The 25,148-nt window shown below is 72.5% G+C and carries 25 protein-coding genes and 1 pseudogene; 4 read left to right on the top strand and 22 right to left on the bottom strand.

What is annotated here, in order from left to right:
* Positions 1–5 precede the first annotated feature (5 nt).
* From D455_RS0118240 to D455_RS30920, 8 genes and pseudogenes are all read right to left on the bottom strand, one after another.
* Positions 6–1,262 carry a Mur ligase family protein gene (locus D455_RS0118240; protein ID WP_017572150.1) on the bottom strand — a complete coding sequence of 419 codons (1,257 nt, stop codon included), beginning with the start codon at positions 1,260–1,262 and terminating at the stop codon, positions 6–8.
* 90 nt (positions 1,263–1,352) lie between these two features.
* On the bottom strand, positions 1,353–3,506 hold the full coding sequence (locus D455_RS0118245) for a hypothetical protein (RefSeq protein ID WP_152487097.1): 2,154 nt from the start codon (positions 3,504–3,506) through the stop codon (positions 1,353–1,355).
* Positions 3,507–4,019: 513 nt separating this feature from the next.
* Positions 4,020–4,325: a DUF1416 domain-containing protein gene (locus D455_RS0118250; protein ID WP_017572152.1), complete on the bottom strand. Its 306-nt coding sequence runs from the start codon at positions 4,323–4,325 to the stop codon at positions 4,020–4,022.
* Positions 4,322–5,167 (bottom strand): sulfurtransferase, encoded by an 846-nt coding sequence (locus D455_RS0118255; protein ID WP_017572153.1) that lies wholly within the window; start codon positions 5,165–5,167, stop codon positions 4,322–4,324. Before D455_RS0118255 ends, D455_RS0118250 begins: the two co-directional genes overlap by 4 nt.
* A gap of 328 nt (positions 5,168–5,495) precedes the next feature.
* Positions 5,496–5,582: a putative leader peptide gene (locus D455_RS36205; RefSeq protein ID WP_354896066.1), complete on the bottom strand. Its 87-nt coding sequence runs from the start codon at positions 5,580–5,582 to the stop codon at positions 5,496–5,498.
* Between the two features lie 93 nt (positions 5,583–5,675).
* Positions 5,676–6,014, bottom strand: coding sequence for a TlpA family protein disulfide reductase (locus tag D455_RS0118260; RefSeq protein ID WP_017572154.1), 339 nt, complete (start codon positions 6,012–6,014; stop codon positions 5,676–5,678).
* A 67-nt stretch (positions 6,015–6,081) separates the two neighbouring features.
* Positions 6,082–6,780, bottom strand: a complete 699-nt coding sequence (locus D455_RS0118265; protein ID WP_017572155.1) for an LmeA family phospholipid-binding protein — start codon at positions 6,778–6,780, stop codon at positions 6,082–6,084.
* 245 nt (positions 6,781–7,025) lie between these two features.
* Positions 7,026–8,185 (bottom strand): annotated as a pseudogene (locus D455_RS30920) (putative quinol monooxygenase).
* Positions 8,186–8,433: 248 nt separating this feature from the next.
* Here D455_RS30920 and D455_RS0118275 point away from each other — a divergent pair.
* Positions 8,434–9,225: an HAD family hydrolase gene (locus D455_RS0118275; protein WP_017572156.1), complete on the top strand. Its 792-nt coding sequence runs from the start codon at positions 8,434–8,436 to the stop codon at positions 9,223–9,225.
* 253 nt (positions 9,226–9,478) lie between these two features.
* Here D455_RS0118275 and D455_RS0118280 read toward each other — a convergent pair whose 3' ends face one another.
* From D455_RS0118280 to D455_RS0118300, 5 genes are all read right to left on the bottom strand, one after another.
* Positions 9,479–10,417: an NAD-dependent epimerase/dehydratase family protein gene (locus tag D455_RS0118280; protein WP_017572157.1), complete on the bottom strand. Its 939-nt coding sequence runs from the start codon at positions 10,415–10,417 to the stop codon at positions 9,479–9,481.
* A 224-nt stretch (positions 10,418–10,641) separates the two neighbouring features.
* Positions 10,642–10,740, bottom strand: coding sequence for a 30S ribosomal protein bS22 (locus D455_RS33075; protein ID WP_013155353.1), 99 nt, complete (start codon positions 10,738–10,740; stop codon positions 10,642–10,644).
* A gap of 222 nt (positions 10,741–10,962) precedes the next feature.
* Positions 10,963–11,598, bottom strand: coding sequence for a histidine phosphatase family protein (locus D455_RS0118290; protein ID WP_017572158.1), 636 nt, complete (start codon positions 11,596–11,598; stop codon positions 10,963–10,965).
* A gap of 63 nt (positions 11,599–11,661) precedes the next feature.
* Positions 11,662–12,957 carry a glutamate-1-semialdehyde 2,1-aminomutase gene (gene hemL, locus D455_RS0118295; RefSeq protein ID WP_083922299.1) on the bottom strand — a complete coding sequence of 432 codons (1,296 nt, stop codon included), beginning with the start codon at positions 12,955–12,957 and terminating at the stop codon, positions 11,662–11,664.
* Positions 12,958–13,118: 161 nt separating this feature from the next.
* Positions 13,119–13,802, bottom strand: coding sequence for a phosphatase PAP2 family protein (locus tag D455_RS0118300; protein ID WP_017572160.1), 684 nt, complete (start codon positions 13,800–13,802; stop codon positions 13,119–13,121).
* 285 nt (positions 13,803–14,087) lie between these two features.
* On the opposite strand from D455_RS0118300, the gene rraA reads away from it, so the two are divergent.
* Positions 14,088–14,576: a ribonuclease E activity regulator RraA gene (gene rraA / locus D455_RS0118305; RefSeq protein ID WP_017572161.1), complete on the top strand. Its 489-nt coding sequence runs from the start codon at positions 14,088–14,090 to the stop codon at positions 14,574–14,576.
* A 175-nt stretch (positions 14,577–14,751) separates the two neighbouring features.
* On the opposite strand, the gene D455_RS0118310 is transcribed toward rraA, so the two are convergent.
* Both D455_RS0118310 and D455_RS36030 read right to left on the bottom strand, forming a co-directional pair.
* On the bottom strand, positions 14,752–15,381 hold the full coding sequence (locus tag D455_RS0118310) for a hypothetical protein (protein WP_017572162.1): 630 nt from the start codon (positions 15,379–15,381) through the stop codon (positions 14,752–14,754).
* 388 nt (positions 15,382–15,769) lie between these two features.
* Positions 15,770–15,976: a hypothetical protein gene (locus D455_RS36030; RefSeq protein WP_017572163.1), complete on the bottom strand. Its 207-nt coding sequence runs from the start codon at positions 15,974–15,976 to the stop codon at positions 15,770–15,772.
* 140 nt (positions 15,977–16,116) lie between these two features.
* Here D455_RS36030 and D455_RS36035 point away from each other — a divergent pair, with 140 nt between their 5' ends.
* Both D455_RS36035 and D455_RS0118320 read left to right on the top strand, forming a co-directional pair.
* Positions 16,117–16,956, top strand: coding sequence for a histidine kinase (locus tag D455_RS36035; RefSeq protein WP_017572164.1), 840 nt, complete (start codon positions 16,117–16,119; stop codon positions 16,954–16,956).
* Complete coding sequence (locus D455_RS0118320; RefSeq protein WP_017572165.1) at positions 16,953–17,621, top strand: response regulator; 669 nt, start codon at positions 16,953–16,955, stop codon at positions 17,619–17,621. Before D455_RS36035 ends, D455_RS0118320 begins: the two co-directional genes overlap by 4 nt.
* A gap of 11 nt (positions 17,622–17,632) precedes the next feature.
* Here the strand turns inward: D455_RS0118320 and D455_RS0118325 are convergent, their stop codons facing one another.
* The 7 genes from D455_RS0118325 to D455_RS0118355 form a co-directional block, all read right to left on the bottom strand.
* Positions 17,633–18,292, bottom strand: a complete 660-nt coding sequence (locus D455_RS0118325) for a bifunctional DNA primase/polymerase (protein WP_040684967.1) — start codon at positions 18,290–18,292, stop codon at positions 17,633–17,635.
* Between the two features lie 96 nt (positions 18,293–18,388).
* Positions 18,389–19,387: a porphobilinogen synthase gene (gene hemB, locus D455_RS0118330; protein WP_017572167.1), complete on the bottom strand. Its 999-nt coding sequence runs from the start codon at positions 19,385–19,387 to the stop codon at positions 18,389–18,391.
* A 48-nt stretch (positions 19,388–19,435) separates the two neighbouring features.
* Positions 19,436–21,118, bottom strand: a complete 1,683-nt coding sequence (locus D455_RS0118335; protein ID WP_017572168.1) for a bifunctional uroporphyrinogen-III C-methyltransferase/uroporphyrinogen-III synthase — start codon at positions 21,116–21,118, stop codon at positions 19,436–19,438.
* A 101-nt stretch (positions 21,119–21,219) separates the two neighbouring features.
* Positions 21,220–22,212 (bottom strand): hydroxymethylbilane synthase, encoded by a 993-nt coding sequence (gene hemC / locus D455_RS0118340; protein ID WP_017572169.1) that lies wholly within the window; start codon positions 22,210–22,212, stop codon positions 21,220–21,222.
* The gene (locus D455_RS0118345) at positions 22,209–23,708 is read right to left on the bottom strand and encodes a glutamyl-tRNA reductase (protein ID WP_040684968.1); all 1,500 of its coding nucleotides are present in this window, start codon (positions 23,706–23,708) and stop codon (positions 22,209–22,211) included. Before D455_RS0118345 ends, hemC begins: the two co-directional genes overlap by 4 nt.
* A gap of 133 nt (positions 23,709–23,841) precedes the next feature.
* A complete protein-coding gene (locus tag D455_RS0118350; protein WP_026122750.1) occupies positions 23,842–24,537 on the bottom strand; it encodes a redox-sensing transcriptional repressor Rex in 696 nt (231 codons plus the stop codon).
* Between the two features lie 328 nt (positions 24,538–24,865).
* Complete coding sequence (locus D455_RS0118355; RefSeq protein ID WP_017572172.1) at positions 24,866–25,132, bottom strand: glutaredoxin family protein; 267 nt, start codon at positions 25,130–25,132, stop codon at positions 24,866–24,868.
* Between the last annotated feature and the right edge of the window lie 16 nt (positions 25,133–25,148).

Raw genomic sequence — 25,148 nt, forward strand, 5'->3', positions numbered from 1 at the left:
CTCCCCTACTGGACGCGGCCGTACGCCGTGCGGATCTGCTGGAAGGCGGTGTAGTTGGCGATGACGTCGACCTTGGTGATGTCGGGCCGCTCGGCCTTGAGTCGGCCCAGGACCTCGTCCACCCGGTCGGCCACCTCGAACTGGACGCCGTCGGTCTCCAGGCGCAGCGCGAGGTCGGTGCGGCGCTCACCCATGACGAACACGCGGCGGCCGCGCAGCACGGTGTAGTCCACGTCCCACAGCCAGGAGGTGTCCTTGCCGTCGGGGATCTGCGCGTTGACCGACAGGATCACCGGTGTGTGGGGCGGGTCCAGGACCGCGAAGGACTCCAGCCACCCGGCGGGGTTCTTGGAGAGCAGCAGCCGCACCTCGACGCCCATGGTCACCACGGAGGTGTAGCGACCGGCGACGGAGGTGATCTCACGCAGCCGCTCCACGGTGCGCTCGGGGTGCATGCCGTACCCGGCGGCGGTCGCGGCGGCGATCGCGGCGTTGGCGCGGTTGGCGTCGCCGGGCAGGTTCAGCCGCAGCTTGAGGCGCTGGCCGTCCGGAGCGACCAGGGTGTCGGAGTCGTTGTCCACCGACCAGGTGGTCTGGGGGCGGGTCAGGCCGCACTCGGGGCACTCCCAGTGCGGGTCGACGTCGCGCTTGAGGTGGCCGCCGCACTCGGGGCAGCACCAGGAGTCCTCCTTCCAGCGCTGACCCGCGGAGACCCAGGTGGCGTTGGGCGCGCCCAGGCCCGCCCAGGCCACGAGCGGGTCGTCCGCGTTGGCGATGACGTGGGCGCTGCTCTTACCCAGGGCCGTGCGCCACTTCTTGGCGAGCAGGTTGATCTCGGAGGCACGGTCCATCTGGTCGCGGCTGAGGTTCATCAGGACCACGAACGCGGGCTGGGTGGCGAGCAGCACCTGCGGGAGGTACTTCTCGTCCACCTCCAGAACGCCGTTGACGGCGGACGGGTTGTTCGACAGCGCGGTGATGTGCCCGGTGGGCATGTTCGCGCCGTGCTCGTTGGTGGCCACCTCACCGAACTCGCGCAGGGCCTGCGCGATGAGCCTGGTGGTGGTGGTCTTGCCGTTGGTGGCGCTGATCAGGGCGAGCCGTCGGCCCCGGGCGAGCTTGGCGAGCAGGTCGGGCTCGACCTTGAGCGCCACCCTGCCGCCGATCACGGAGCCGTCTCCCCGACCCGTGGCACGGGACAGGCCGGCCGCGCTCCTTCCCAGAACCGATGCCAGTTGGGCACGCAGCGGAAGCTCGCTCATCTCATCTCCACGATCTGCTGGTTCACCCGGGCGTTCGCTCCTGGGATACGGCGGGCGATGTGTCGGGCCAAGCCTAGTGTCCACCCCGGGTCAGACCCGCCAGTCCAACCGGTCGGGTGGCGGCCCCAGGTTGGGCGACACCTCTCCGTCGGCGGCACCCACCGGCGCGGGAGACGCGTCGGAGGCGGCGCCGTCGGACGCGTCGGGGGAGACGGCGGGTTCGGGGGCCACGAGGTGGGGACGGCCGTCCCCGGCGCGCCGCCCTCCTCCGGGGCCGCGCCCCGTCACCGCGTCACCGTCGCCAACGTCCGATCCGGTACCGGTGTTCCGGGAGTCGTCCACCGTGGCGAGTGTGGCTGTGGACAGGGTGAGGATACCCGGGTTGGTGTCGGCCAGGACAGGGCCGTCGGTGGTCAGCACCAGGGCCGCCGTCGGGGGGAGTCCGCGGAGCGACCCGGCGTCGAGACCGCAGGCACGGACGTGCGCCGCGCCGTCGTCGCCCGTGGCGACGGCCGTTTCGGTGCCCGCCGCCCGGGCGGTGGCCCTCCCCCACACGGTGGCGGATCTCACATGCCGGACGAGGTCGAGGGGCGCGATCGCGGCCGCGGCGTTGCGGATCACCGCGCCGGACTCGGTGTGCGGCGAGGGGAAGAACCGGTCGTCGGCCTCCACCTCGGCGTCGGGGTCCTCCGCCTCCCCGGTGGCCCCGCCCTCCACGGCCTCGCCGACCTCCTCGGTGAGGCGGTGCAGCCGCAGCCCGTCGGGGTCGTGCCCGGCGACGCCGGGCGCCGAGGCCACGGCGCGCCCGACGGCCCCCGCCGCGTCGGCTCCCTGACGCATCACCACGGGCAGACAGGCGGGGTCGGCGAACCGGTCGAGGGCGGCGGGAACGGCCGTGCGGAACATCAGGACCACTTCCACACCGCCGCCGGCCGCGGCGGCGAGGACCTGGTTGACCTCCCCGGAGGGGAGGGACTCGGCACCGCAGACCACGACCGTGCGGATGCGGTCCGGACGCGCACGGGGACGTCCGTCCGGGGCCCGCGGCGCCTCGGGCGCCTCCAGCAGCTCGCTGAGCGCGGACACGGCGTAGGTGCCGTAGACGCGGGCCGCGGACTCCCCGGAGGCCCGGTCGGTGGAGATGATCTTGACCTGTGCGTACTCGTTGTCGTCCGCACGGGTGCCGACCGCCTCGAAGGGGCTGAGGCGGCGTTCGAGTTCCCAGGCGCGTTCGCCGATACCGGGCCCGTCGGAGCAGCGCTCCCGCACCCGGGCGCGCTGCTCCGGGGTGAGCAGGGCGAGCGCGGGATCGTCCTCGGCGGCGTCGTCCTCGGGGGTGAGGAGGGCGCGCAGGCCGCCGATGAGTTCGGCGATCCCGACGTGCGGACCCAACACCTCCAGCAGACGCAGCAGGAGGGTCTCGTCGGCGTCGGCGTCCTCCGTGCCGCCCGAGGCCGCCGCGACCGCGGAGAGGACGCGGGCGCGCTGTCCCGCGTCCAGGTTGGTGCCCAGGGTCATCCGGGGCAGGTCGGCGGGGAGCACCCAGCGGCGGGGGTTCACGGCGCACCGGCGGGACAGCCGGACGAGTTCGCGTGTCACGGAGCGGCCGGTGAGGTCGACCACGGTGAGGTCGCCGCCTCCGCGCAGCCGGGAGAGGCCGACGGTGGCCAGCAGCGCCGACCATCCGGTCTCGTCCCCGCCCACCACGACGACGGAGCCCACACCGGCGGGAACGGTGACCCCGTACCAGAACGGCTGCGCCTCGTAGGCCCGGGAGGCGGCCCGCCACTCGGTGTACCTGCGGGCGTGTTCGCGCTGCCGCTCGTGCAGGGCCCGGTCGCGCTCCTCGCGCTCGGCTGCCAGGCGCTCCCTGGCCCTCTCCAGACGGTCGGCGACGACCTGGCGGCTCTGGACCAGGGCGAAGGCGATGGGCGCGGCGATGGCGACGCAGGCGAACACCCCTCCGAGGGCGAAGCTGCCGGGGAGGACGCGCAGGATCCATGACAGCGGGAACAGCAGGGCGAACAGGGCGAGTCCCGCCAGGGCGGCGTGGAGCGGCCGGTTGGTCCGGGCCTCGCTTGCGCGCTGGGCGGCGATCCACTCCTCGCTGACGGCCTCGGCGTCGGCGGGCGCCGGCCGGCGCGGGGCCGGGCCCGGGGGCGGAAGGAGCACGGCGTGCCGCCAACCGACGTAGGTACGTCCGGCCTCGCCTCGGGCTGCGCCACCTGATCGGGGGTTGGGCACCGTCCGAACACCTCCTGACCGGCCGTCGTGGGGGCGGCCGGGGACTCGTCCACGCGGACTCCGGCCGGGGCCGGAGCGTGGGGAGCATGCTGCCACCCGCCCGACGTGCTTGTCACGGCCCCACCGGAACCGGCCACGGCGTGTACGCGGGCTCGGGCGGATTGGCCGCCGGAACCAGTGAAGCAGCGGCGCGCACCGCTTTCCAGCCCCGCCACGAACCTGTGGAGAACCCGACGGGAACCGTGCTGGCGTGGCCGTCCTCCCCGGAGCGCGGCTTCGGCGGCAGGCACGGCAAAAGCCCCGGAGGGATCGGTGTCGCACCGGGCCCGACCGGCGTCGTCCGCGGCGCGGACCCGCCGCGCGTCCGTGACCCCGTGTCCGCGGCTGTGGCCGTCCCTCCCCGCGCGGGGGACGGGCCGGAGGGGCGTGGTCCGGGAGCCGACGACAGGGGCGCCGGTGCCGACGGTCTCCCGTCACCACCGGCGCCCCACACGCCTTCGGTCGCCCGGCCGTCTAGGCCTGGACCTGGAGGTCGATGACCCTGCCCACCTCGGCCTGCACCGCGTACTCGCCGGTGAAGCCCTTGGAGGCCAGCACGCGCACCTTCCAGGAGCCGTCGGCGGCGAAGAAGCGGAACGTGCCCTCCTCGCCGGTGGCCACCTCGCCGACGAAGTCGTCGGAGGAGTTCAGCAGACGGGCGTAGGCCCCGCTCAGCGGCTTGCCGTCACGGGTGACCGTGCCCTGGATGACCGCCTGGTTGCCCGCGTCGGCGTCGGCGAGGGCGACCCCGCCGACCGGAGCTCCGCAGCTGTCGCTCACTTGGCCTCAGCCTCCCCCAGCTCGACCGGGACGCCCACGAGGGAGCCGTACTCGGTCCACGAGCCGTCGTAGTTCTTGACGTTCTCCAGGCCCAGGATCTCGTGCAGGGCGAACCAGGTGTGCGAGGAGCGCTCGCCGATCCGGCAGTAGGCGATGATGTCCTTGTCCAGGTCCACACCGGCCTCGGTGTAGAGCTCACGCAGCTCGTCGGCGCTCTTGAAGGTGCCGTCCTCGTTGGCCGTCTTGGCCCACGGGATGTTGCGCGCGGTCGGGATGTGCCCCGGACGCTGCGAGGTCTCCTGCGGCAGGTGCGCGGGGGCCAGCAGTTTGCCGGTGAACTCGTCGGGCGAGCGCACGTCCACCAGGTCCTTGGCGCCGATGGCCTGGACGACCTCGTCGCGGAAGGCGCGGATCGAGGAGTCCTGCTCCTTGGCGGTGTACTGGGTGGCGGCCCGCTCCGGGACCTCCTCGACCAGCTCGCGGGAGTCGAGCTCCCACTTCTTGCGGCCGCCGTCCAGCAGGCGGACGTCGTCGTGGCCGTAGAGCTTGAAGTACCAGTACGCGTAGGCCGCGAACCAGTTGTTGTTGCCGCCGTACAGGATGACCCGGTCGTCGTTGCCGATGCCCTTGGCGGACAGCAGCTTCTCGAAGCCGGTGCGGTCCACGAAGTCACGGCGGACCGGGTCCTGGAGGTCCGTCTTCCAGTCGATCTTGACGGCGCCGCGGATGTGTCCCTTGTCGTAGGCGGACGTGTCCTCGTCGACCTCGACGAGGACCACGTTGTCGTCGTCCAGGTGAGCCTCCACCCAGTCGGCGTCCACCAGGACGTCGGAGCGGCTCATGGGGAACCTCCTGTGTTTCTTGTGCGGTGTCGCGTGTGCTGGTCGGTACTCCCGGGGTTGGCCGTCCCGGGGTTGACGGGGGTTGCGGAAGAGCGCGGGGGCGACCCCACTCCCTGTGCGAGCCGGGAACGACCGACGTCCTTCGGGAGGACCGTGGCCGAGGCGTACGGCGGGGGACCGAGCATCCGGAGACCGGAGACAAGGAGGTTGCCGACGGGTCGACGCGGCGGACGCGGGGTGGCGTCCGGTCGACCCTCGTGGTGTGTGTCCCCAGCTGCGTACAAGGACCAGTCGCACGGAGGGGCGTGGGCTCACGGGCCCGTTCGCCCTAGGAACACGGACAGAGCGCGGCGGCGACGCGGCAGAAGTCCACCGCCCGTCGCTTCGTCAGATACGCGCTCGTCAAGGAAGTCACACACAAGACGCTACAGGCCGCGTTACGTGTTTGTCACGGGTGGGGTGGATCACAGAACGGGTGTCCGTCCCGGTGGGGCGTCCGCGGGGAGACTCAGTGGACGGCGGCGCCGATCGCGGCGATCACGTCCGGTTTGCGGGGCTGCCCGCCGGCCCGTCTCACCACACGACCCGAGGCGTCCAGGACCAGGACGGTCGGGGTGCTCACGACGCCCAGGCGGCGGACGAGCCCGAGCCGGGACTCGGCGTCCACCTCCACGTGGGCGACGCCGTCGACCATCCCCGCGACCTCGTCGAGGATCCGCCGGGTGGCCCGGCAGGGCTGGCAGAAGGCGGTGGAGAACTGCACGAGCGTGACCCGCTCCCCCAGCGGGGCGCCGATGTCCTCCTCCGTCAGCACGTCGTCCGGCGCGTCCGCGCCCGGTTCCGCCATGTCGGTTCCCTCCCCGTGGGTGTCGCGTCCGGTTCCGCCGCCCGTCCGGCGGCGCCGGACGGATTCGTCAGACCGCCTCGGAGCCCATGATCGGAACGTCCTGTGCGGTGCCCGCGAACCGGACGCCGCTGGAGGCGGGCTCCACCTCGGTGACGGTCAGGCCGAACGGCAGCTGGGGGACCTGGAAACTGAAGGAGAGCGTGTTCGCGACCATGTCGTCGACGCCGGGGGGCGCGTCGTCGAGCTGGATGTCGGTGGGGGTGACCGTCACGGTGTCGCCGTCCACGGTGAACTCCCCGCCCGCGCTGACGGAGGTGCTGACACCGAACTGGCTCAGGGCCAGCTCACCGGTGATGCGGGGCTCGCCGCCCTCGGTGATGATCGTGACGCCCTCGGGCAGGTGCGGGTTGAAGAAGGAGTAGGGGAGCACGGCCGAGCCCTCCAGCTGACCGGCCACCACCCGGGGCTGGTCGATCAGCTCGGCGAGGGGCGCCTCGACGTCGGTGGCGGTGGCGTCGATCTGCTCCAGGTGGACGTCGCCGACGGTGGCCGCGGGCGCGGAGATGTCGATCTCGGAGTAGGTGCCGCTGATCGCCTGCGGCAGGAAGGCCCAGCCCTCGACGGACACCTCGGGCTCCTGCTCCATCTGGAGCTGCTGGGCGGCCTGACCCGCGATCAGGTTCTGCGCGAAGCTGCGTGCTCCGACGTCGGCCGCCACCACGACGGCCACCAGGAGGAGCAGGAGGACGACGAGAAACTTACGCATCGGAGATCCCAGCACACTTTCTTTCGTTCCGGCGCGCTCTCGGCTGGGTCGTCCCGCCGGTCGTGGTCACACGCCATCGGCACCCGACGGGCGCCGGTCATGGAAACCTGTAGGGAAGGTTACTTCACCAGGGATGGGATGCCGGGGTCCGTCCAACGGTTCGCTCGACCTGGGCAAGTAGACCGGTTCGAGACATTTCCCCGGCGGGGCACGCGGAACCCGCCGGCGTGCCTCCCGCACCGTCCTCAGTGGGGCATCAGCATGGCGGCGAGGCCGTCGCTGGCCGCCGCGCCCGAGAGGGAGAGCTCGATCACGTTGGTGGCGACCACGTACTGGGGGCTGAGCCGGGAGAACTCCAGGACGTGCGGCTGCCGCTCNNCCGCTCGTGCTCCTCCTGCGCCAGCTCGTCGCGGTAGATCGCGTAGACGATGCGCTGGAGCGGTGCGCTGGGCACCGTGTGGCAGGCGAACAGCAGGGTGTCGGGCTCACCGTTGGAGACCTGCGCGACGAGGGCGTCGGCGACGCGGTCGAAGCCCGGCCCCTGACCGTCGGCGAGCGTGTAGATGGTGATGACGCCGCGAAGCTTGCTGGGCGGCGCCTGGCGGACCTGCGGGCCGTCGTAGTAGTCGTCGTAGGGGTCGGCTTGGCGACGCTTGCGGCGCACGGGCTCCTCCTCCAGGAGGTCGTCTTCGGGGTCCCCGCCCTCGTCGTAGTCGTCGAAGTCGTCGTAGTAGTCGTCATCGTCGTAGGAGTCGCGGCGCGGGCGTGCGGCGCGGGCCGCGGCGAACCACAGGGCGGCGACGGCACCGAGCATCAGCAGCGGCCCGCCGACGCCGAGGCCGAGGCGGCCGACCAGGATGGAGAGCACGGCGGCCAGGGTGACCAGCCCCAGTACCGACAGGTCGGTACCGCGGTGGTCGGAGGCGCGCCTGGCGACCGCGACGAGCGCCGTGACGAGGAAGACGGCGACGATGACCTGCGCGGCGTTGACGAGCGAGCGCGGGATGAGGTCGTAGTGGTCGCCCAGGGCGGGGTAGGAGGCGCCGAAGCGGGTGCTCACCCGGTCGACGGACAACACCACCAAGGGGACGATGGTGAACGCGCTGAGGAACAGGCGCGAGGCGAACCGGCCCCGAGGGGAGCGCACGCCGTACTCGAGGGCGCCCCAGGCCAGATAGAGCGGGCCTATGAGACTGATACCGATGTGCAGCAGCCGGAAGGTGAGTCCGCCGAAGTCGAACATCGCCCCGATCACGGCCGCACTGAGCCCCACCGTCGTCCCCAGCGCGGCGATGAGCCATCCGATGGCGGCCACACCGGGACGGCGCTGGACGTACGCGGCGAGCGCGGCGGTGGCGCTCCAGCCCACCAACGCGCTCATGAATGCCAGTCCTACCGTCACCATCCCGACAATGATGCTGCACGTTGACGGGTGGATGCGCACTCGGTGCAGGTATGAGGGGCCAGTCCGGGTGACGATCCCGCAGAGTGGAGGCCACAACGGGGATTTACACTGTGACCTTCATCACCCGTTTTACCGTCGCTTCCCAGCGATCACACGCGACCCACGGGTGGTCGTAGGCTCGCACTACGCGGGGAGCGCCGCCCCGAAGCCCGGAGGGCCGCCTCCCCCACCCAAGCCAGGAGAGAACCGTGTCACACGACGCCGTGCCCCCGAACACGCCTGGGGCCGCCTTCTTCGACGTGGACAACACCCTGATGCGGGGTGCGTCGATCTACCACTTCGCCCGGGGCCTGGCCTCCCGGGACCTGTTCACCACCCGCGACCTGATGCGGTTCGCGTGGGGGCAGACGGTGTTCCGGGTGACCGGAAGCGAGCAGCCCGAGCACATCAACGCGGCGCGTGAGGCCGCGCTGGCGTTCGTGGCGGGGCACGACGTGAACGATCTGGTCGCACTGTGCGAGGAGATCTACGACGACACCATGGCCGACCGGATCTGGGAGGGCACCCGGGCGCTGGTCCAGGGACACCTGGACGCGGGACGGCCGGTGTGGCTGGTGACCGCGACGCCGGTGGAGCTGGCGCAGATCATCCGGCGGAAGCTGGGACTGACCGGTGCGCTGGGCACCGAGGCCGAGAGCATCGACGGGGTGTACACGGGGCGGCTGAACGGGGACCTGCTGCACGGCTCGGCCAAGGCCGTGGCGGTGCGCTCACTCGCGCGGAAGGAGGGGTGGGACCTGGCGGAGTGCTCCGCCTACAGCGACTCCTCCAACGACCTGCCGCTGCTGTCCCTGGTGGGACGGCCTCACGCGGTCAACCCGGACACCGACCTGCGCAGGTACGCACGCACGCACGGGTGGCCGGTGCACGACTTCCGGCGGCACCGGGCGGCGTTGAAGGTGGGTGTCCCCGCGGCCATGGCGGGCGCCGTCGCCGGCGCCGTGGCGCTGCGCGCGGTCAGACAGCGAAGAACGGGCTGAACCGCGGAGCCCGGCGGCCCGCCGCACGGTGGTGGGGGTGCCGGGGTGAGGACGCGGGAGCGCGGGGCGCGCGGGTTCGGAGGCGGGCGTCGCCCACAGGCCGTGGAGGGACGTGGCGCCGTCAGGCGCGCGTGGTGCGATGGATACGAGGGGTCCGGGGGATCGGAGCACTTCATGCCGCCCGGAAAGCCCTCAGACGCTTTTTCCGGACATTTCACGGCGGGACCCGCTGGTGGGTGCGGGCGCGCGGCGCTCAGCGCCCGAGCGTGGCCCTGGCGAGGGTGAGCACGTGGATGGGCCGCAGACCGCCCCCGCGCGAGGAGTGCCCGCGACGGCTTCCGGCGTAGTCCTCGAAGGCCTCCACCGAGCTGTAGGCGGGCGACCAGTCCAGCACCCGCTCCAGGGAGTCGTTGTCCATGCCGGAGGTGTTCAGGCCCGCGCGCACCGCGCGTGAGGTGCTGGAGCTCGCGTAGTCGATCCGGCCGTGCCTGGCCAGCCCGCGCAGCACCCGGAGACCGCGCGCCGGAACGGGGAGCCGCTGGCCGCCGACGCGGCGCAGGCAGTGTGAGAGCGGGACCGAGTCCGCGCCCGCCACGTCGAAGAAGCCCGTGCTGTCGCTGAGCGCCATGCGCACCAGCGCCTCGGCGCCGTCGTCCTCGTGCAGGAACTGCACGCGGGGATCGCTGCCGAGCACGGTGGGCACGAAGCGTGAGTCCAGATAGCGCGTGAGGGGGGTGCGCACGGAGGGGCCGATGAGGTTGGCGAACCTCAGGACCGCCACCGACAGGTCGGGGCGGCGGCGCTGGAGGCCGCGGGTGTGCCGCTCGACCTCCGCCGCGTCGTCGGCGTCCAGGGTGGCGCTGGAACGCACCACCAGCCGCCGGACGGTGTCGGAGCGCTGGGCCGCGCCGAGCACACGCATGGTGCCGAGGACGTTGTCCTCCCGGTTGGGACCGCCCACGGTGTCCAGACCCAGGTGGAGGACGAGCTCGGCGCCGGAGTCGGCGACGATCCCGTCCAGGCTTCCGTCGTGCAGGTCGACGTGGGCGTACTCGACCCCCGGTGCGTCCGGGGGCGGCGGCGAGGAGTCGGCACCGATCACCCGGTGGACACCGGGCTCCTCACTCAGGGTCTGCGCGACCCTGGCGGCCAGGGGTGCGGAAACCCCGGTGACGAGTACGACACGAGCCATGGCGACACGTTCCTTGGAAGGAGACGGGAGCTGTTCCGGCAGGCCCGCGGACCGTTCACCCCGAGGGTGAACCGGCGACCGCGACCCGTGAGACACAACAGTGACTCACCCAGAAAATTCCATGCTTCGGCAAAGGCCGGGCAAGGACGAAGGTGTCTCCGCGTCCGGGGCGTGCCTGGAGCGCGCCCGCGCCCGCGGAGAGACGACGTTCGCCGCGACCGGCCCTACTTCTTGTTGCGACGCGCGACACGCGTGCGCTTGAGCAGCTTGCGGTGCTTCTTCTTCGCCATGCGCTTGCGGCGCTTCTTGATGACGGAACCCATGGGATCACCTTCTCGCTGACGAGAGTTACGGACATGCCGAACCGCTGGGCGGTGGAAACCGGCAAGGGGCTCGGATGCGGTCGCCGGAGCCGTGGAGCACCGGCGCGGTCGGAGCACGAGACGGCCGGTGCGACCGGGGCGTGTCCCCCGGGCCCGGCGCTGGACAGCGCACACCCACCGCACCCGAAGGCCCAGCTTACCGCCACGGGTGCGCGCTCCGGGTCACGCCCCGGGAAGTGAGGGCTCGTCCTTGTACAGCACGGCGGCCGGCTCGGCGTAACTGACGCTGGTCAGCCGCTGTTCGCTGAAGGTCAGGGACGTCACGCTCGCCAGGTTGCACTCGCGCAGGTCCGGACGGTGCCACAGGCGCTTGCCCTCGGCGGCGCGGCGCGCCATCCAGATCGGCAGCTGGTGGCTGACGCACACGGCCTCACGGCCCCACGCGGCGCGGCGGGCGACCTTGACGACCTCCACCATGCGGGCGACGAGCTCGGCGTAGGGCTCGCCCCAGGACGGCAGGAACGGGTTGTAGACCCGGCTGAACACGCGGGGATCGCGCACCGAGCGCTTCGACAGGCTCATGCCCTCGAACTTGTTGGCCGCCTCGATGAGCCGGTCGTCCAGGGTGACGGGCAGGTCCGTCGCCTTCTGGAGGGGGATCGCGGTCTCCTGTGTGCGGTCCAGCGGCGAGGAGAACAGCGCCGCGATGTCGTGGCCCTCGAACCACTCCGCGGCCATCTCGGCCATCTGCTGGCCCCGGTCGCTGAGGTGGAAGCCGGGCAGCCTTCCGTAGAGCACCTTGCCGGGGTTGTACACCTCTCCGTGTCGCAGCAGGTGCACGACGGTGGTCGTCGTCATCGTGTGTCTTTCCTTCGGGATCGTGGGCGTCGGGGCCGTGCCGGCCCTGGGCCTCAGCCGGTGTCAGCCCTGGGCCTCGGCCGCCGCACGGGCCGCTCGGGGCAGGGCCGAGACCACCCGGTCGACGGCGGCGTCGTCGTGCGCCGCGGAGAAGAACCACGCCTCGAAGGCGGCGGGCGGCAGGTACACGCCCTGGTCGAGCATGGCGTGGAAGAACGCGGAGAAGACCTTGGTGTCCGTGGTGCGCGCGGTGTCGAAGTCGGTCACCTCCCCGTCGGTGAAGAAGACCGTGAAGAGGTTGCCGCCGCGCTGGACTCGGTGGGCGACTCCGGCCTCACCGAGCGCCTTGGAGACCTCGGCCCCGACCTGGGCGGAGACCTCGTCGATGCGGGCGTAGACCTCCGGCGTGGCGCCGCGCAGGGTGGCGAGTCCGGCGGCGGTGGCCAGGGGGTTCCCGGACAGGGTGCCCGCCTGGTAGACGGGGCCGTTGGGGGCGAGGCGCTCCATGATCTCGGCGCGGCCGCCGAACGCGGCGGCGGGCAGGCCGCCGCCCATGACCTTGCCGAAGGTCATGAGGTCGGGGGCGACCCCCTCCAGGCCGTACCAGCCCGAGGCGCTGACCCGGAAGCCGGTGAGGACCTCGTCGAGGACGAGGAGGGCGCCGTTGGCGTGCGCGATCTCCTTGAGGCGGGCGTTGAACCCGGCCCCGGGCGGGACGACGCCCATGTTGGCGGGGCAGGCCTCGGCGATCACGCAGGCGATGTCGTCGCCGTGCTCGGCGAAGGCGCGCTCGACGGCCTCGACGTCGTTGTAGGGCAGCACGAGGGTGTCGGCGGCGCTGGCTCCGGTCACGCCCGGGGAGTCGGGGAGGGCGAAGGTGGCCAGGCCGGACCCCGCGGCGGCCAGGAGGGCGTCGACGTGGCCGTGGTAGTTGCCCGCGAACTTGACGATCTTGCTGCGCCCGGTGAAGCCGCGCGCGAGGCGGATCGCGGACATGGTGGCCTCGGTGCCGGAGTTGACGAGGCGGACCTTCTCGACGGGGGCGCGCTCGACGATCAGCTCGGCGAGTTCGACCTCTCCGGGGGTCGGCGCGCCGTAGGAGGTCCCGGCCGCGACCGCGCTGTGGAGGGCGTCCACGACGGTGGGGGCGGCGTGGCCGAGGATGAGCGGCCCCCACGAGCACACGAGGTCGACGTACTCGCGGCCGTCGGTGTCGGTGAGGTAGGGCCCCTCACCCCTGACGAAGAAGGGCGGGGTGCCGCCGACGGCTCCGAAGGCGCGTACGGGGGAGTTCACGCCGCCGGGGACGACGGCGGAGGCCCGCTGGAAGAGCTCTGCTGAATTCTGTTGAGTACCCACCTCACCAGTGTGTCAGCTGTGTCCCGTTCCGGAGCCACCACCCGCGCCCACCAGCGGGGACCCGCCCCGGGCCCGGCCTGGGCCGGACGGCCACGGAGCGGGGTGGGCGAGGCGCGTGTGGCCCCGGTCCTGGGGAGGGACGGGGCCACACGCCCGGTGGTTCAGTGCCTGGCGGCGTAGTCGTTGCGTGCGGGGGTGTCGGATGCGGTGCCGGAGTCGGGACGGCCGCCCGTGTCCGCCCGGTGGGCGCGTACGAGGGGCCGCAGGCGGTCGTTCCGGGCCAGGAGCTCGACGAGCGCGGTCATCGGACGGGCCATGGCGAGGGAGACCAGGACGGCGACGACCGCTCCGATGAGGAGGCCGACGGTCACGTCGTGCGGGTAGTGGACGCCGACGAAGACCCGGGAGAAGGCCTCCAGGACGGCGACCAGGACGGCGACGACGGCGGCACGGCGCCAGGCGAGGATGATCGCCGCGGCGGCGGCGCCCGCGATCGTGGCGTGGTTGCTCGGGAAGGACCAGTCGCCCATCGGGTCGCAGGTGGCGATCGTGGCCAGGTCGGTCATCGCCTGGCAGGGGCGCATCTGGTCGAAGAACGTCTTCACCGTGTTGCTGACCACGTAGGCCACGACGGTCGCCACGGGGGCGAACAGGGCCAGGCCGACCAGGCGCGGGGTCGCGGACCGGGCGCGCCACCAGGCGGCGAGGAAGAGGATCGCGAACACGCCGAGGAAGAGGTCGGTGCCCAGGTAGGCGACGTTCTGCACCCAGGGGTCGAGGTCCGCCGTGAACTCGATCACGGCTCGGGACCAGGCGGCGCTGATGGCGAAGATCTCGGAGACCATCTCTCTCCAGTGGGTCGTAAGGGGAGGGTCGCGCTTGGGGGCAAGGAACGGGCGACGTCCCGCCGCGAGATGACGGGATTCCCACGTGCTGATGACGTAAAGGCCTTCATACTGTCATCAACCGCGACCATTCGGACCCAGAGAGAGGCCGCATCGACGAAAGAGACGTGCGGCACCGACCAAAGCATCGGCCGTGCCGGCCGGAACGCCGGATGTACCGGTAAGTAACTTGGGGGTGTCCACCTTCCGGCGGCATCCGTCCGCCCCACCGAGACCGGAGCCCACATGACCCCGAACTTCTCCACCGCGGACCTCATCGACGACCACGGCGACACCCTGCGCAGCTGCACCACGCAGTTCCGCCAGTTCGGCGGGCGCGCCGTCTTCTCCGGACGGATCCGCACGATCCGGTGCCACGAGGACAACGGCCTGGTCAAGGAGGTCCTCAACACCCCCGGCGACGGCGCGGTCCTGGTGGTGGACGGCGGCGGCTCGCTGCGTACGGCCCTGATGGGCGACATGATCGCCGCGGCCGCGGTCGACAACGGCTGGTCCGGCGCGGTGATCCTCGGCGCGGTCCGCGACACCCGCGCCCTGGGCGGACTGGACCTGGGGGTGAAGGCCCTGGGCTCCAACCCCCGCAAGTCCCTCAAGGACGGCGCCGGACGCCTGGACGTGCCCGTGTCCTTCGGCGACGTCACGTTCGTCCCGGGTGAGTGGCTCTACAGCGACGAGGACGGCGTCGTGGTGAACGCCGAGGAGATCGGGGTCTGACACCCGACGACGCGGAGGTTGACGGGAGGGGTCGCGCCGGTGACCCCTCCCTCCCCAGGTGCCGCGCGGTCCGCGCCGTTCCCACCGCTCCCCGCCCCCGGGACGGGTTCTCCGCTGCGGCCACGGAACCCCCGCTCTTCCCGCCGGCGGCGGGCACGCTCGTCCGAACGCCCCCTCAGACCCGCCCGCGCAGGACGGGGTGGACCATGGCCGCGCACATCGCGGGGAGCAGGAGCAGCGGCGCGAGGATCCACACCAGTGCGTGGTCGACGAGCAGGACCACCGCCGCCTGCACCAGGCCGACCAGCGCGATCGCGATCCTCATGGGACGGTGCGCGGCCACCCACCAGCGGACGAGGGGCGTGTCATGGCCGTCCCGCGGCTCGGGTCGCGGCAGGGCGAGGCCGAGGCCGACCAGGAACAGACCGACCACCACACCCGTCACCCGGGCGACGGGGACGTCCCACCCGGCCTGGCCGAGAACGAGGACGCCATGCGTCACCAGCAGGAACAGGGACAGCAGACACAGGACCGCGTTCATGCCCCGGGTCACGCTCCGCGCCGTCGGCGCCCCAGGCAGGCTCAGCGCCTCATGGAGCGCCCCCTGGAAGCGGGGACCGACGACCGCGGAGACCGACAGCGCGACCGCCAGGAACCCCGTGGTCAGGGGCAGGGCCAGGACGAGCACCATGCGGGGGACCATGTTGGGGGTGCCGTCCAGGTTCGTCCTGCCGCCGTGCACCGTCTCGGGCAGGTCGGGCCAGGCCGTCCAGGAGACGAGCGCCATGAGGCCGACCGCGACCACCGTGACGAGAACGCCCGGAAGGGGAAGTCGCGACCTTCCCGATTCCCCCCGCCTCGTTCTTTCCGTACCGTTCACGCCGTTCCTTCCTCTCCCTCGTCGTTCGCTGGGGGAAACGCTAGGAAGGGCCGCCCCGGCACCGCATCGACCGCGTGGCACGGTGCGGTCATGCTCCTTCCGGGGCCGTACGCATGCCGGAGGTCATGGCGGCGGCGTGCCCCACGTATGACCTCCTGCACCGGTTTTCGCGACGTTCTCCCGGCTACGCTCGAAGGATGCGCGCCCCCGGCTCCCTGCCCGACCTGTCCTCCTGGGTCACGCTGCACGAGAACCACCCGCCCCGTGTGCTGAACCTGCTGTTCTGGGGCGCGGTGGCACTCACCCTGGTCCTCTACTCACTGATGCTCCTCAACGGTCTGGTGACCTTTCCCAGCGGTGAACCGATCGTCGACACGGCGTTGGTCGTCAGCGTCGGCATGCTCCTGCTGTGCTGTGTGCTGTGGCCGTTCCTGGCCTGGTCCCCGACGTCGCCGTGGCCGCGCAGGGCCGCCAGCGCCACCTTCGTCCTGCTCACCGTGTTCTGCATGCTCAGCAGCAACCACACGACGCTTCTGCTGCTGTGCTTGGGGACGATGAACGCGGTGGCCGTGTTCGGCCTGCCGGGCGGGATCGGCTACGGCGCCGNGCCTGTCCCTGCTGCTCCCCGGCACACCGTTCGCGCTGGGACTGATCGCCGGGATGATGCTGGTCTTCATCATCGTGGCCTCGGGACTGGTGTTCGCCGGCCTGACCGTGGCCGCGAGCAGAGCCGAGCGGACGAGGCGACTCCTGACCGAACTGGAGGAGGCCCACGAGGAGCTGCGCCGCCGTTCCGAACGCATGCGCGAGCTGGCCGTGGCCGAGGAACGCGCCCGCATGTCCCGGGAGATGCACGACAGCACCGGCCACTACCTGACCGCGCTCACCATGGCGCTGTCGAACGCGCTGCGCTTTCGCACCGCCCGTCCCGAGGCCGCGTGGGAGGAGGTGGAGCAGGCCCGGGAGCTCGCCCGGGAGGCCCTCACCGACACCCGGCGCTGGGTGCGCGCGCTGCGCCCCCTGAGACTGGAGGGACGCGCCGGGGTGGCCGCGATGCGGGCGATGGCGGCCTCCTTCGACGGCGGGGGCATCCGGATCGGGTTCACCGCGACCGGTGCCGACGCCTGGCCCGACCTGTCGGAGGAGGCCGAGCTGGTCTGTTACCGGGCGCTCCAGGAGGGCCTGACCAACGCGATGCGCCACTCGGGCGCCGACCGGATCGAGGTGGAGGTGTCCGCTCGTGCCGACGGGGTCGCGGTCGCGGTGACCGACAACGGCGGCGGCGCCCCGGAGGAGGCCGTGCGCTCCGGGTTCGGGCTGCGCGGCCTGGCCGAGCGGGTCACGGCCGTCGGCGGAACGGTGGCCAGCGGCAACGTGCCCGCGGGGGCCGGGGAGGAGGGCCCCGCTGAGGGCTTCCGCGGTTTCCGCCTCCGCGCGGAGGTTCCCGCGAACGATCGTCCACGGGAGACCGCCCCCAGTACGGCCGGAGGTACCGCGTGACCCCCGTATCGGTTCTGATCGTCGACGACCAGGTCCTGCTGCGGCAGGGCCTGCGCAAGCTGCTGGAGATCGAGGAGGGCGTCGACGTCGTCGGCGACGCCGCGGACGGGATCGGGGCCCTGGAATTCCTGTCGGCCGCCGACCCGCTGCCGGACGTGGCCCTGGTGGACGCCCGTATGCCGCGCATGGACGGGATCACCCTCATCGGCAGGATGCGCGAGGAGTACCCCTGTGTGTCCGCCGTCGTGCTGACCACGTTCGACGACGACGATCTGGTCTTCGGCGGGTTGCGGGCCGGGGCGCGCGGCTACCTGCTCAAGGACGTGCCGCCGGACGAACTGGTGTCGGCGATCCGACGCGCCGCCCGGGGGGAGACCGTCCTCGGCGGCCCCGCCGCCGAACGCCTGGTCGCCGCGCTCAGCACCGAACCCGCCGGAGCTCCGGAGGCCGTCCGGGACACCGCGGGCCCCACGCCGCTGTCCGAACGGGAGGAGGAGGTGGCCGACCTGGTGGGCACGGGCGCCACCAACCGGGAGATCGCGCGGGCCCTGTTCATCACCGAGGGCACCGCGAAGAACCACGTGACGAGCATTCTGCGCAAGCTCGGCCTGCGCGACCGCACCCGGCTCGCCCTGTGGGTGCGGGAACGCGGTGGCGGAGTCTGAGACGCACGCCCTCAGGCCCGGGTGGAGAACTCCTCGCTCGCGTCGGCGAGGATGTCGAGCACCGTGATCGGGTCGGGCAGCACCACCGAGGCGCCCTCGGCGCGCGGCGTACGGATCCAGGTGACCCGGCCGCCGGAGGGGAGCAGCGAGGGGGGACCGAGAACGAAGCTGTCCCGGCAGTGCCAGCGCAGGCCCGGCATCTCCTCCACGCCCTCGGGTACGCAGTCCAGGTGGCAGGACCACCACTCGTCCTCGTCCACCGGCGAGCGGGTGGCCACGAAGAACAGGTAGCGGGAGGACTCCACCGCCGCGACCGGGCCCGCGGGGGCGCCGGAGCGGCCCATCCGCGCCAGCGCCATCACACCCGCCTCGCGGGGCACGTCGAACACGTCGAAGACCCGTCCGGTCGGCAGGATGATGTTCGCGTCGGGGGTGGCAGCCCACCAGCGCCGGATGGTGTCGGTGTCGGTGCTGGCCTCCACTCCCCAGGCCATCGTCACCGGGTGCGCCGCGGGGTCGGGACACCCCATCCGGTCGCAGCTGCACGCGCGGTCCAGGCCCGGCGAGGTGCCGCGCGCCACCGGCCAGCCCAGGGCGGCGTAGCCCAGAGCGGCGTCGAGCATGCTGTCCGCCGCATGGCGCCGTTTACGTCGGTACAGAACCTCGGCCATGGTGCCTCCCCGGTGTTCCTCGTGGTCCAGGCGCGGCCTCGTCGTCCTGGGAGGCCCGACGCCCGGCGACCGCGACCGGGGCGAGGCCTGGTCGCGCTACCGCAGCAGGCGGGCGGCCTCGGTCGCCCAGTAGGTGAGGATCTGCTCGGCCCCCGCCCGCCGGTAGGAGGTCAGGGTCTCCATGATGGCCCGCTCGCGGTCCAGCCAGCCGCGTTCCGCCGCCGCCTCGATCATCGCGTACTCGCCGCTGACCTGGTAGGCCGACACGGGTACCGGGGAGGCCTCCGCCACCTTCGCCACGATGTCGAGGTAGGCCAGTCCGGGTTTGACCATCACCATGTCGGCGCCCTCGGCGACGTCCAGGGCGACCTCGCGCAGCGCCTCGCGCGCGTTGGCGGGGTCCTGCTGGTACCCGGAGCGGTCACCGAACCGGGGAGCTCCCTCGGCGGCCTCGCGGAAGGGGCCGTAGAACGCCGACGCGTACTTGGCGGCGTAGGCCAGGATCGGCACCCGCCCGTGTCCGGCGCGGTCCAGCCCGGCGCGGATCGCCGCGACCTGCCCGTCCATCATGCCGCTGGGCGCCACCACCGCGGCCCCCGCCTCGGCCTGCGCGGCGGCGACGGACGCGTACCGCTCCAGGGTGAGGTCGTTGTCGACGTGCCCGTCGGTCTCCAGGGGACCGCAGTGGCCGTGGTCGGTGTACTCGCACAGGCACAGGTCCGCCATGACCACGATGTCGTCGCCGACCTCGGCCGCCAGGTCGCGCAGGGCCACCTGGACGATCCCCTCCGGGTCGTCGGCGGCCGAGCCCCGCTCGTCCTTGTGCTCGGGGACCCCGAACAGCATCAGTCCGCCGACCCCGGCGGCCGCGGCCTCGTGGGCGGCCTTGCGCAGGCTGTCTCGGGTGTGCTGCACCTGACCGGGCATCGAGGAGATCGCCACCGGCTCGGTGATGCCCTCCTTGACGAACATCGGCAGGACGAGGTCCTCCGGGCGGACCCTGGTCTCGGCGACCAGGCGGCGCAGCGCCGGTCCGCGGCGCAGGCGGCGCGGCCGGGCCACGGGGAAGGCGGCGTCGTTGTTGGAGGCGGTCATCGCGGGGCTCCCGGTGTGGGTTCGTGCGTCAGGCTGGTCGTGGCGCGGTCAGAGCTTGCGTCGGCGCCCGCGCCGCTTCTGGCTGGGCTTGAGGACGGGCTTGCCCGCCTCGATCGCCTCACGCCTCTTGGCGGCACCGTACTCCGAGAGGGCGTGCGCGAGGGCGGAAACCGAGGCCTTGGGGGCCACGACGTCCACACGCAGGCCGAACTCGATCGCGGTCTTCTCCGTCTCTGGTCCGATCACGGCGATGGCGGTGGTGTTGTGCGGCTTGCCCGCGATCCCCACCAGGTTGCGCACCGTGGAGGAGGACGTGAACAGCACCGCGTCGAAACCGCCGCCCTTGATCGCCTCTCGGACGGGCGCGGGCGGAGGCGCGGCGCGCACGGTGCGGTAGGCGGTGACGTCGTCGACCTCCCAGCCGAGCTTGTCCAGCCCGGCGGACAGGGTCTCGGTGGCGATGTCGGCGCGCGGCAGCAGGACCCGTTCGATGGGGTCGATCTCGGCGTCGTAGGGCGGCCACACCGACACCAGCCCCGTGCTGGACTGCTCCTCCTCGGGCGGGGCCAGGTCGGGCTGGATGCCGAAGTCGCGCACGGCCCTGGCCGTGGCCTCGCCGACGACGGCGACCCTGACCCCGGCGAACGCCCGCGCGTCCAGGCCGTAGGACTCCAGGCGCTCCCGGATCGCCCGGACCGCGTTGACGGAGGTGAAGGCCACCCACTGGTAGCGGCCGGTGACCAGGCCGCGGACGGCGCGTTCCATCTGCTGCGGGGTGCGCGGCGGCTCCACCGAGATGGTGGGCACCTCCTCGGGGACCGCCCCGTAGCCGATCAGCTGGTCGGACAGGGCGGCGGCCTGCTCCTTGGTGCGGGGCACCAGGACGCGCCAGCCGAACAGCGGCCTGGTCTCGTACCAGGACAGCTCGGGCTGCCGGGCCGTCTCCGGGCCGACGACCATCAGCGCGGGCGTGGTCACGTGGTGGCCCTTGGCGTCCTTGGCCTTGAGGTCTGCGACCAGTCGGCCCAGGGTGGAGGTGACGGTGGTCTGCCTGGTGGTGCCGCCCGCGCGCACGACCGCGACGGGGGCCGTGGCGGGCCGCCCTCCGGCGATGAGGGTCTTGCACAGAACGTCGAAGCCGGGTCCCTGGTGCTCGGGAGCCTCACCCGCGGGCGCGTCCCCGCCCATGATGACCAGGGTGGCGTCGCTGGCCGCGGCCTCGTGCCAGTCGACCTCTCCCCCGCCGTGCGGCCGGGCGTTGAGCACGCGCACCTCGGGGTTGTCGGTGAGCAGGGGCACGCCGGAGAAGGTGGGTACGGAGGTGACCGCGGAGACGCCGGGGACGACCTCGACCTCCACTCCGGCCTCGTGGCAGGCGGAGACCAGTTCGGCGCCGCGGCAGCCGAAGAAGGGGTCGCCGGAGTACAGGCGGACCACCCGCTGGCCGTCGCGGGCGCGGCTCACCGCGAGGGTGTTGGCGTCGCCACCGCACTCGCCCGCCTCGACCACGGAGACGTCCTCGGAACAGTGGGAGAGGAGCTCACCGCGAAGGTCCGCGAGCTCCTCGACGGGTTCACCCAGGGTGATGACCACGTCGGCGTGGCGCAGCAGCTCGGCGCCGCGCAGGGTCAGCGTGTCGGCGCCGCCCGGCCCGGAACCGACCAGGGCGACGTGCCCGGACCGCGTGGTCACGCGCGGCTCCTCCGGCTGGGGGTTGGCGTTGGCGTTCACGTACTGGCTCCTCTGTGTGGATCGCCGTGCCCCGGCGTGCGGGTCCGGGGTGGTGGCGGTGCGGCGGGCTCCGGCCGAGGAGGCCCGCCGGCTGCTCCGGTCTAGGGCGTGTCCCTCTCCGCGAAGGCCTCCGCCACGATGCGGTCGGCTCCCTCGTCGATCATCTCGCGGGCCAGGTTCCGGCCGAGCGCGGTGGCGGCGGCCAGGTCCCCGGGCGAGTCAAGGTCGATGGTGCGCTCGCGGCGCACGGCGGTGGCGCCGTCGGTGGCGACCACGGCGGCGCGCAGGCGCAGACGGCCCGCGTCGGCGTCGTACTGGGCGTAGGCCCCGACGGGGGCGGCGCACCCGGCTTCGAGTTCGGCGAGCACGACGCGCTCGGCGACGACCTCGGCGCGGGTGGCGGGGTGGTCGACCGAGGCCAGGTAGGCGAGGTCGCCGTCGAGACGTCCGGCGGGGCACTCGACGGCGAGGGCGCCCTGGCCGGGCGCGGGCAGCATCTGCTCGGGCTCGAAGACGTCGGTGGCGTCGTCCACGCGGCCGACGCGGCCGAGTCCGGCATAGGCGAGGACGATGGCGTCGAGCTCACCGGAGGCGACCTTGCCCAGGCGGGTCTCGGCGTTGCCGCGGATCGGCACGAAGACCAGGTCCGGGCGCAGCGCGGCGAGCTGGGCGACCCGGCGCGGGGATCCGGTGCCGATCCGTGCACCGGCGGGCAGGTCGGCGAACTTGAGGCCGTCGCGGGCGCACAGGGCGTCGCGCGGGTCGTCGCGCTCGGGGATGGCGGCCAGCACGAGGCCCTCGGCGGGCGTCGTGGGCAGGTCCTTGAGCGAGTGGACGGCGAAGTCGATGCCGCCCGCGTGGAGTTCGTCGCGCAGGGCGTTGACGAACACGCCGGTACCGCCGAGCTGGGTCAGGTGCGCCTTGGTGACGTCACCGAAGCTGGTGATCAGCTCCAGTTCGATCTCCCTGCCGGTGCGTTCGGTGATGGCGTCGGCGACCATCCGCGACTGACTGGTGGCCATGGTGCTGCGGCGGGTGCCGAGCTTGGCCGGGGTGTCCTGCGCGGGCGCGTCGTGGGCGGGCGTGCCGGTCATGACTTCTCCTGTGCGGTTCGTGCCGCGGTGGCGGACCCCTCGGGCACGGTGAGCGCCTCGGCGGGGTCGAGTTCGAAGAGTTCCCGTAGGGCCGCCTCGTAGGACTCCCCGTCCGGTGCGGCGGCCAGCTCCTTGACACGCACGGTCGGTCTGTGCAGGAGCTTGTCGGCGACGCGGCGCATGGCGCGGGTGATCTCCTCGCGGGCGCGGTCGTCGAGGTCGGCGGGCAGACGGCCCTGGAGGCGCGACAGCTCGGCGTCCACCACGTCCCTGGCCTGCGCGCGCAGGGCGACGACGGTGGGGGTGACCTGGTGGGCGCGGCGGACCGCGCGGAACTCGGTGACCTCCTCGTCCACGATGTCGCGGACGAGGGTGAGGGCGCTGTCGCGGCCCGTGTCGGCGCCGGGGCCGGTGGCGGCGGCCTGGCGCAGGTCCTCGATGTCGACCAGGTGCACGCCGGGCAGTTCGCGCACGGCGGGGTCGACGTCGCGGGGCAGCGCGAGGTCGAGGAAGACCAGGGGCCGCGTGCGCCCGGCGGTGGCGGCGGCCACGGCGTCGGAGGTCAGGACCAGGCCCTGGGCGCCGGTGCAGGAGATGACGAGGTCGACGTCGGCGAGGGAGTCCGCCGCGTCGGCGAAGGGCACGGCCGCGGCGTCGACGGTCTCGTAGGCCTCGGTGAGGCACTCGGCCAGGCGCGCGGCGCGCTCGAAGGTGCGGTTGGCCACGACGACCGCATCGGCGCCCTGGCGGGAGACGGTGTTGGCGGACAGGGCGCTCATGGACCCGGCGCCGAGGACGAGGACGCGCACGCCCGTGAGGGGGCCGTGCGTGGGCTGGGCGAGCCCGGGCTCGTCGGCGGTGTCCCCGGGGATCGCGGACATGGGGCAGCCCACGGGGGGCACGGTGTCCGTGGCGGGGACGGTCTGGTCCGCGGTGGTCCGGGGGGCACCGGTCGGACCGAGTCCGAGGCCGTTGGAGGCCACGGTGAGGCCGAAGCTGACCATGTCGGCGCCCGCGTGGTCGAGGTGGGTCTCCGTGTGGGCGCGCTTGCCCACGCGCAGGGCGCGCTGGCCGAGGTCGTTGAGGACGCGGCCGACGGAGCCGTTCTCCTGGCCCTCCTTGAGAGCGTCGCGTACCTGTCCGAGGATCTGGCCCTCACCGACGACCATGGAGTCGAGCCCGCAGGTGACGGAGAACAGGTGCTGGACGGCGCGGTCCTCGTAGTGGACGTAGAGGTGCTCGGAGAGCTCCTTGAGGGGTACGCCCGTGTGCCAGGAGAGGAGTTCGGTGATGGCCGAGACGCCGCCGTGGAAGGCGGAGACGTCGGCGTAGACCTCGGTGCGGTTGCAGGTGGAGACCACCATGACCTCGTTGACGGAGTCGGAGCCGACCATCTCCGCGACCGCGCCGACGCGCGTCTCCCCGTTCAGTGCGACACGTTCGAGCAGCGCCACCGGCGAACTCCGATGGCTCAACCCCACGGCCAGGACACTCATCCGCGTTACTCCCCTGCAGGCACCACACAGCGTCTTCGTATGCTCCGGCGGCGGCCAAACCGTCGGAAGCGCGGCGCACGCTCGCTCATCGCCCACCGCTCATGCGGGCCTCGCGGCCCCGGTCGTCCATACCTCACATCAGTTCCAGGCCCGCGCGCTCCGCGTCACGGCCGTCGCCATCGGCCCTGCGCTGCGCGTGGAAGGCGAGGATCTGGAGTTCGATGGACAAGTCGACCTTACGCACATCGACTCCGTCCGGCACATTCAGTACGACCGGCGCGAAGTTGAGGATGCTGGCCACCCCCGCCTGGACGAAGCGTGTCGCCACGCCCTGGGCGGAGGCCGCCGGTGTCGTGATGACACCGATGGAAACGCCCGTGGAACGGACGACATCCTCCAGGTTGTCAATATGCCTCACGTCCAGGGAGGCGACACTCTGACCCACCATCGCGGGGTCCGCGTCGAGCAGGGCCGCGATACGGAAGCCGCGCGTTCCGAAACCCCCGTAGTTGGCCAGCGCGCGGCCCAGGTTGCCTATTCCGGCGATGGCCACGGCCCAGTCCTGGGTGAGACCAAGCTCACGTGAGATCTGGTAGACGAGGTACTCCACCTCGTACCCCACCCCGCGCGTGCCGTAGGAGCCGAGGTGGGACAGGTCCTTGCGCAGCTTGGCCGAGTTCACACCGGCCGCGGAGGCGAGGGCCTCGGAGGAGACGGTGAGGGTGCCGCGGTCCTGGAGGGCCTGGAGGGCGCGCAGGTAGACGGGGAGCCGGGCCACGGTGGCCTCGGGGATGCCCCTCTCCCGGGGCCGTGGTGGACGACTGGTCACAGGCGGGCGCTCCTGAGCGGCGGTCGGCGGACGGCGGGCGGATGCGGGGGCGGCCCGGGCGGGAGGCGGTCCGCACGGTCCGGTCCGGAGGAGCGGGCGAATCGCCGCCGCGCTCCCCCATCGGCCCTAGATTACGTGCTTGTGAAAGCATGCACAAAGTGGGGTGCGCTGTGACGGAGGGCTCATAAGTTCCCACCAGGAAGGACTTCACGACCCCACGAAAATCTCCGATCGGCGCGACAGCGATATCGACCAACCGAATTGCCGCAGATGTGCAGATTTGTGCTCGCTGTCGCGGTTTTCGTCCGTTCACCGGACACCGACCCGCTCAACCGCCGAGGGCGGAACGCAGCCGCTCCCCGCTGACCCTCCAGAAGTCGTGGCGGCGTCCGTCCACGAACGTCACCGGGATCTTGTCCCAGTACTCCTCGCGGTCGGCCTCGCCCACCTCGTCGAGCTGCCGCTGCGCCCGGCTCACGCCGAGTTCGCCGGTGACCCGCTCGATGACCCCCCAGGCGTCCTCGCACAGGTGGCACCCCGGTTTGCCGAGCATCACCACACGTGCTCCGCCCGCCCACTCGGGCGTCTCCGCCATGCTCTCCCACCTCCGC

This window comes from Nocardiopsis halotolerans DSM 44410, assembly GCF_000341065.1.
GTDB lineage: Bacteria > Actinomycetota > Actinomycetes > Streptosporangiales > Streptosporangiaceae > Nocardiopsis > Nocardiopsis halotolerans.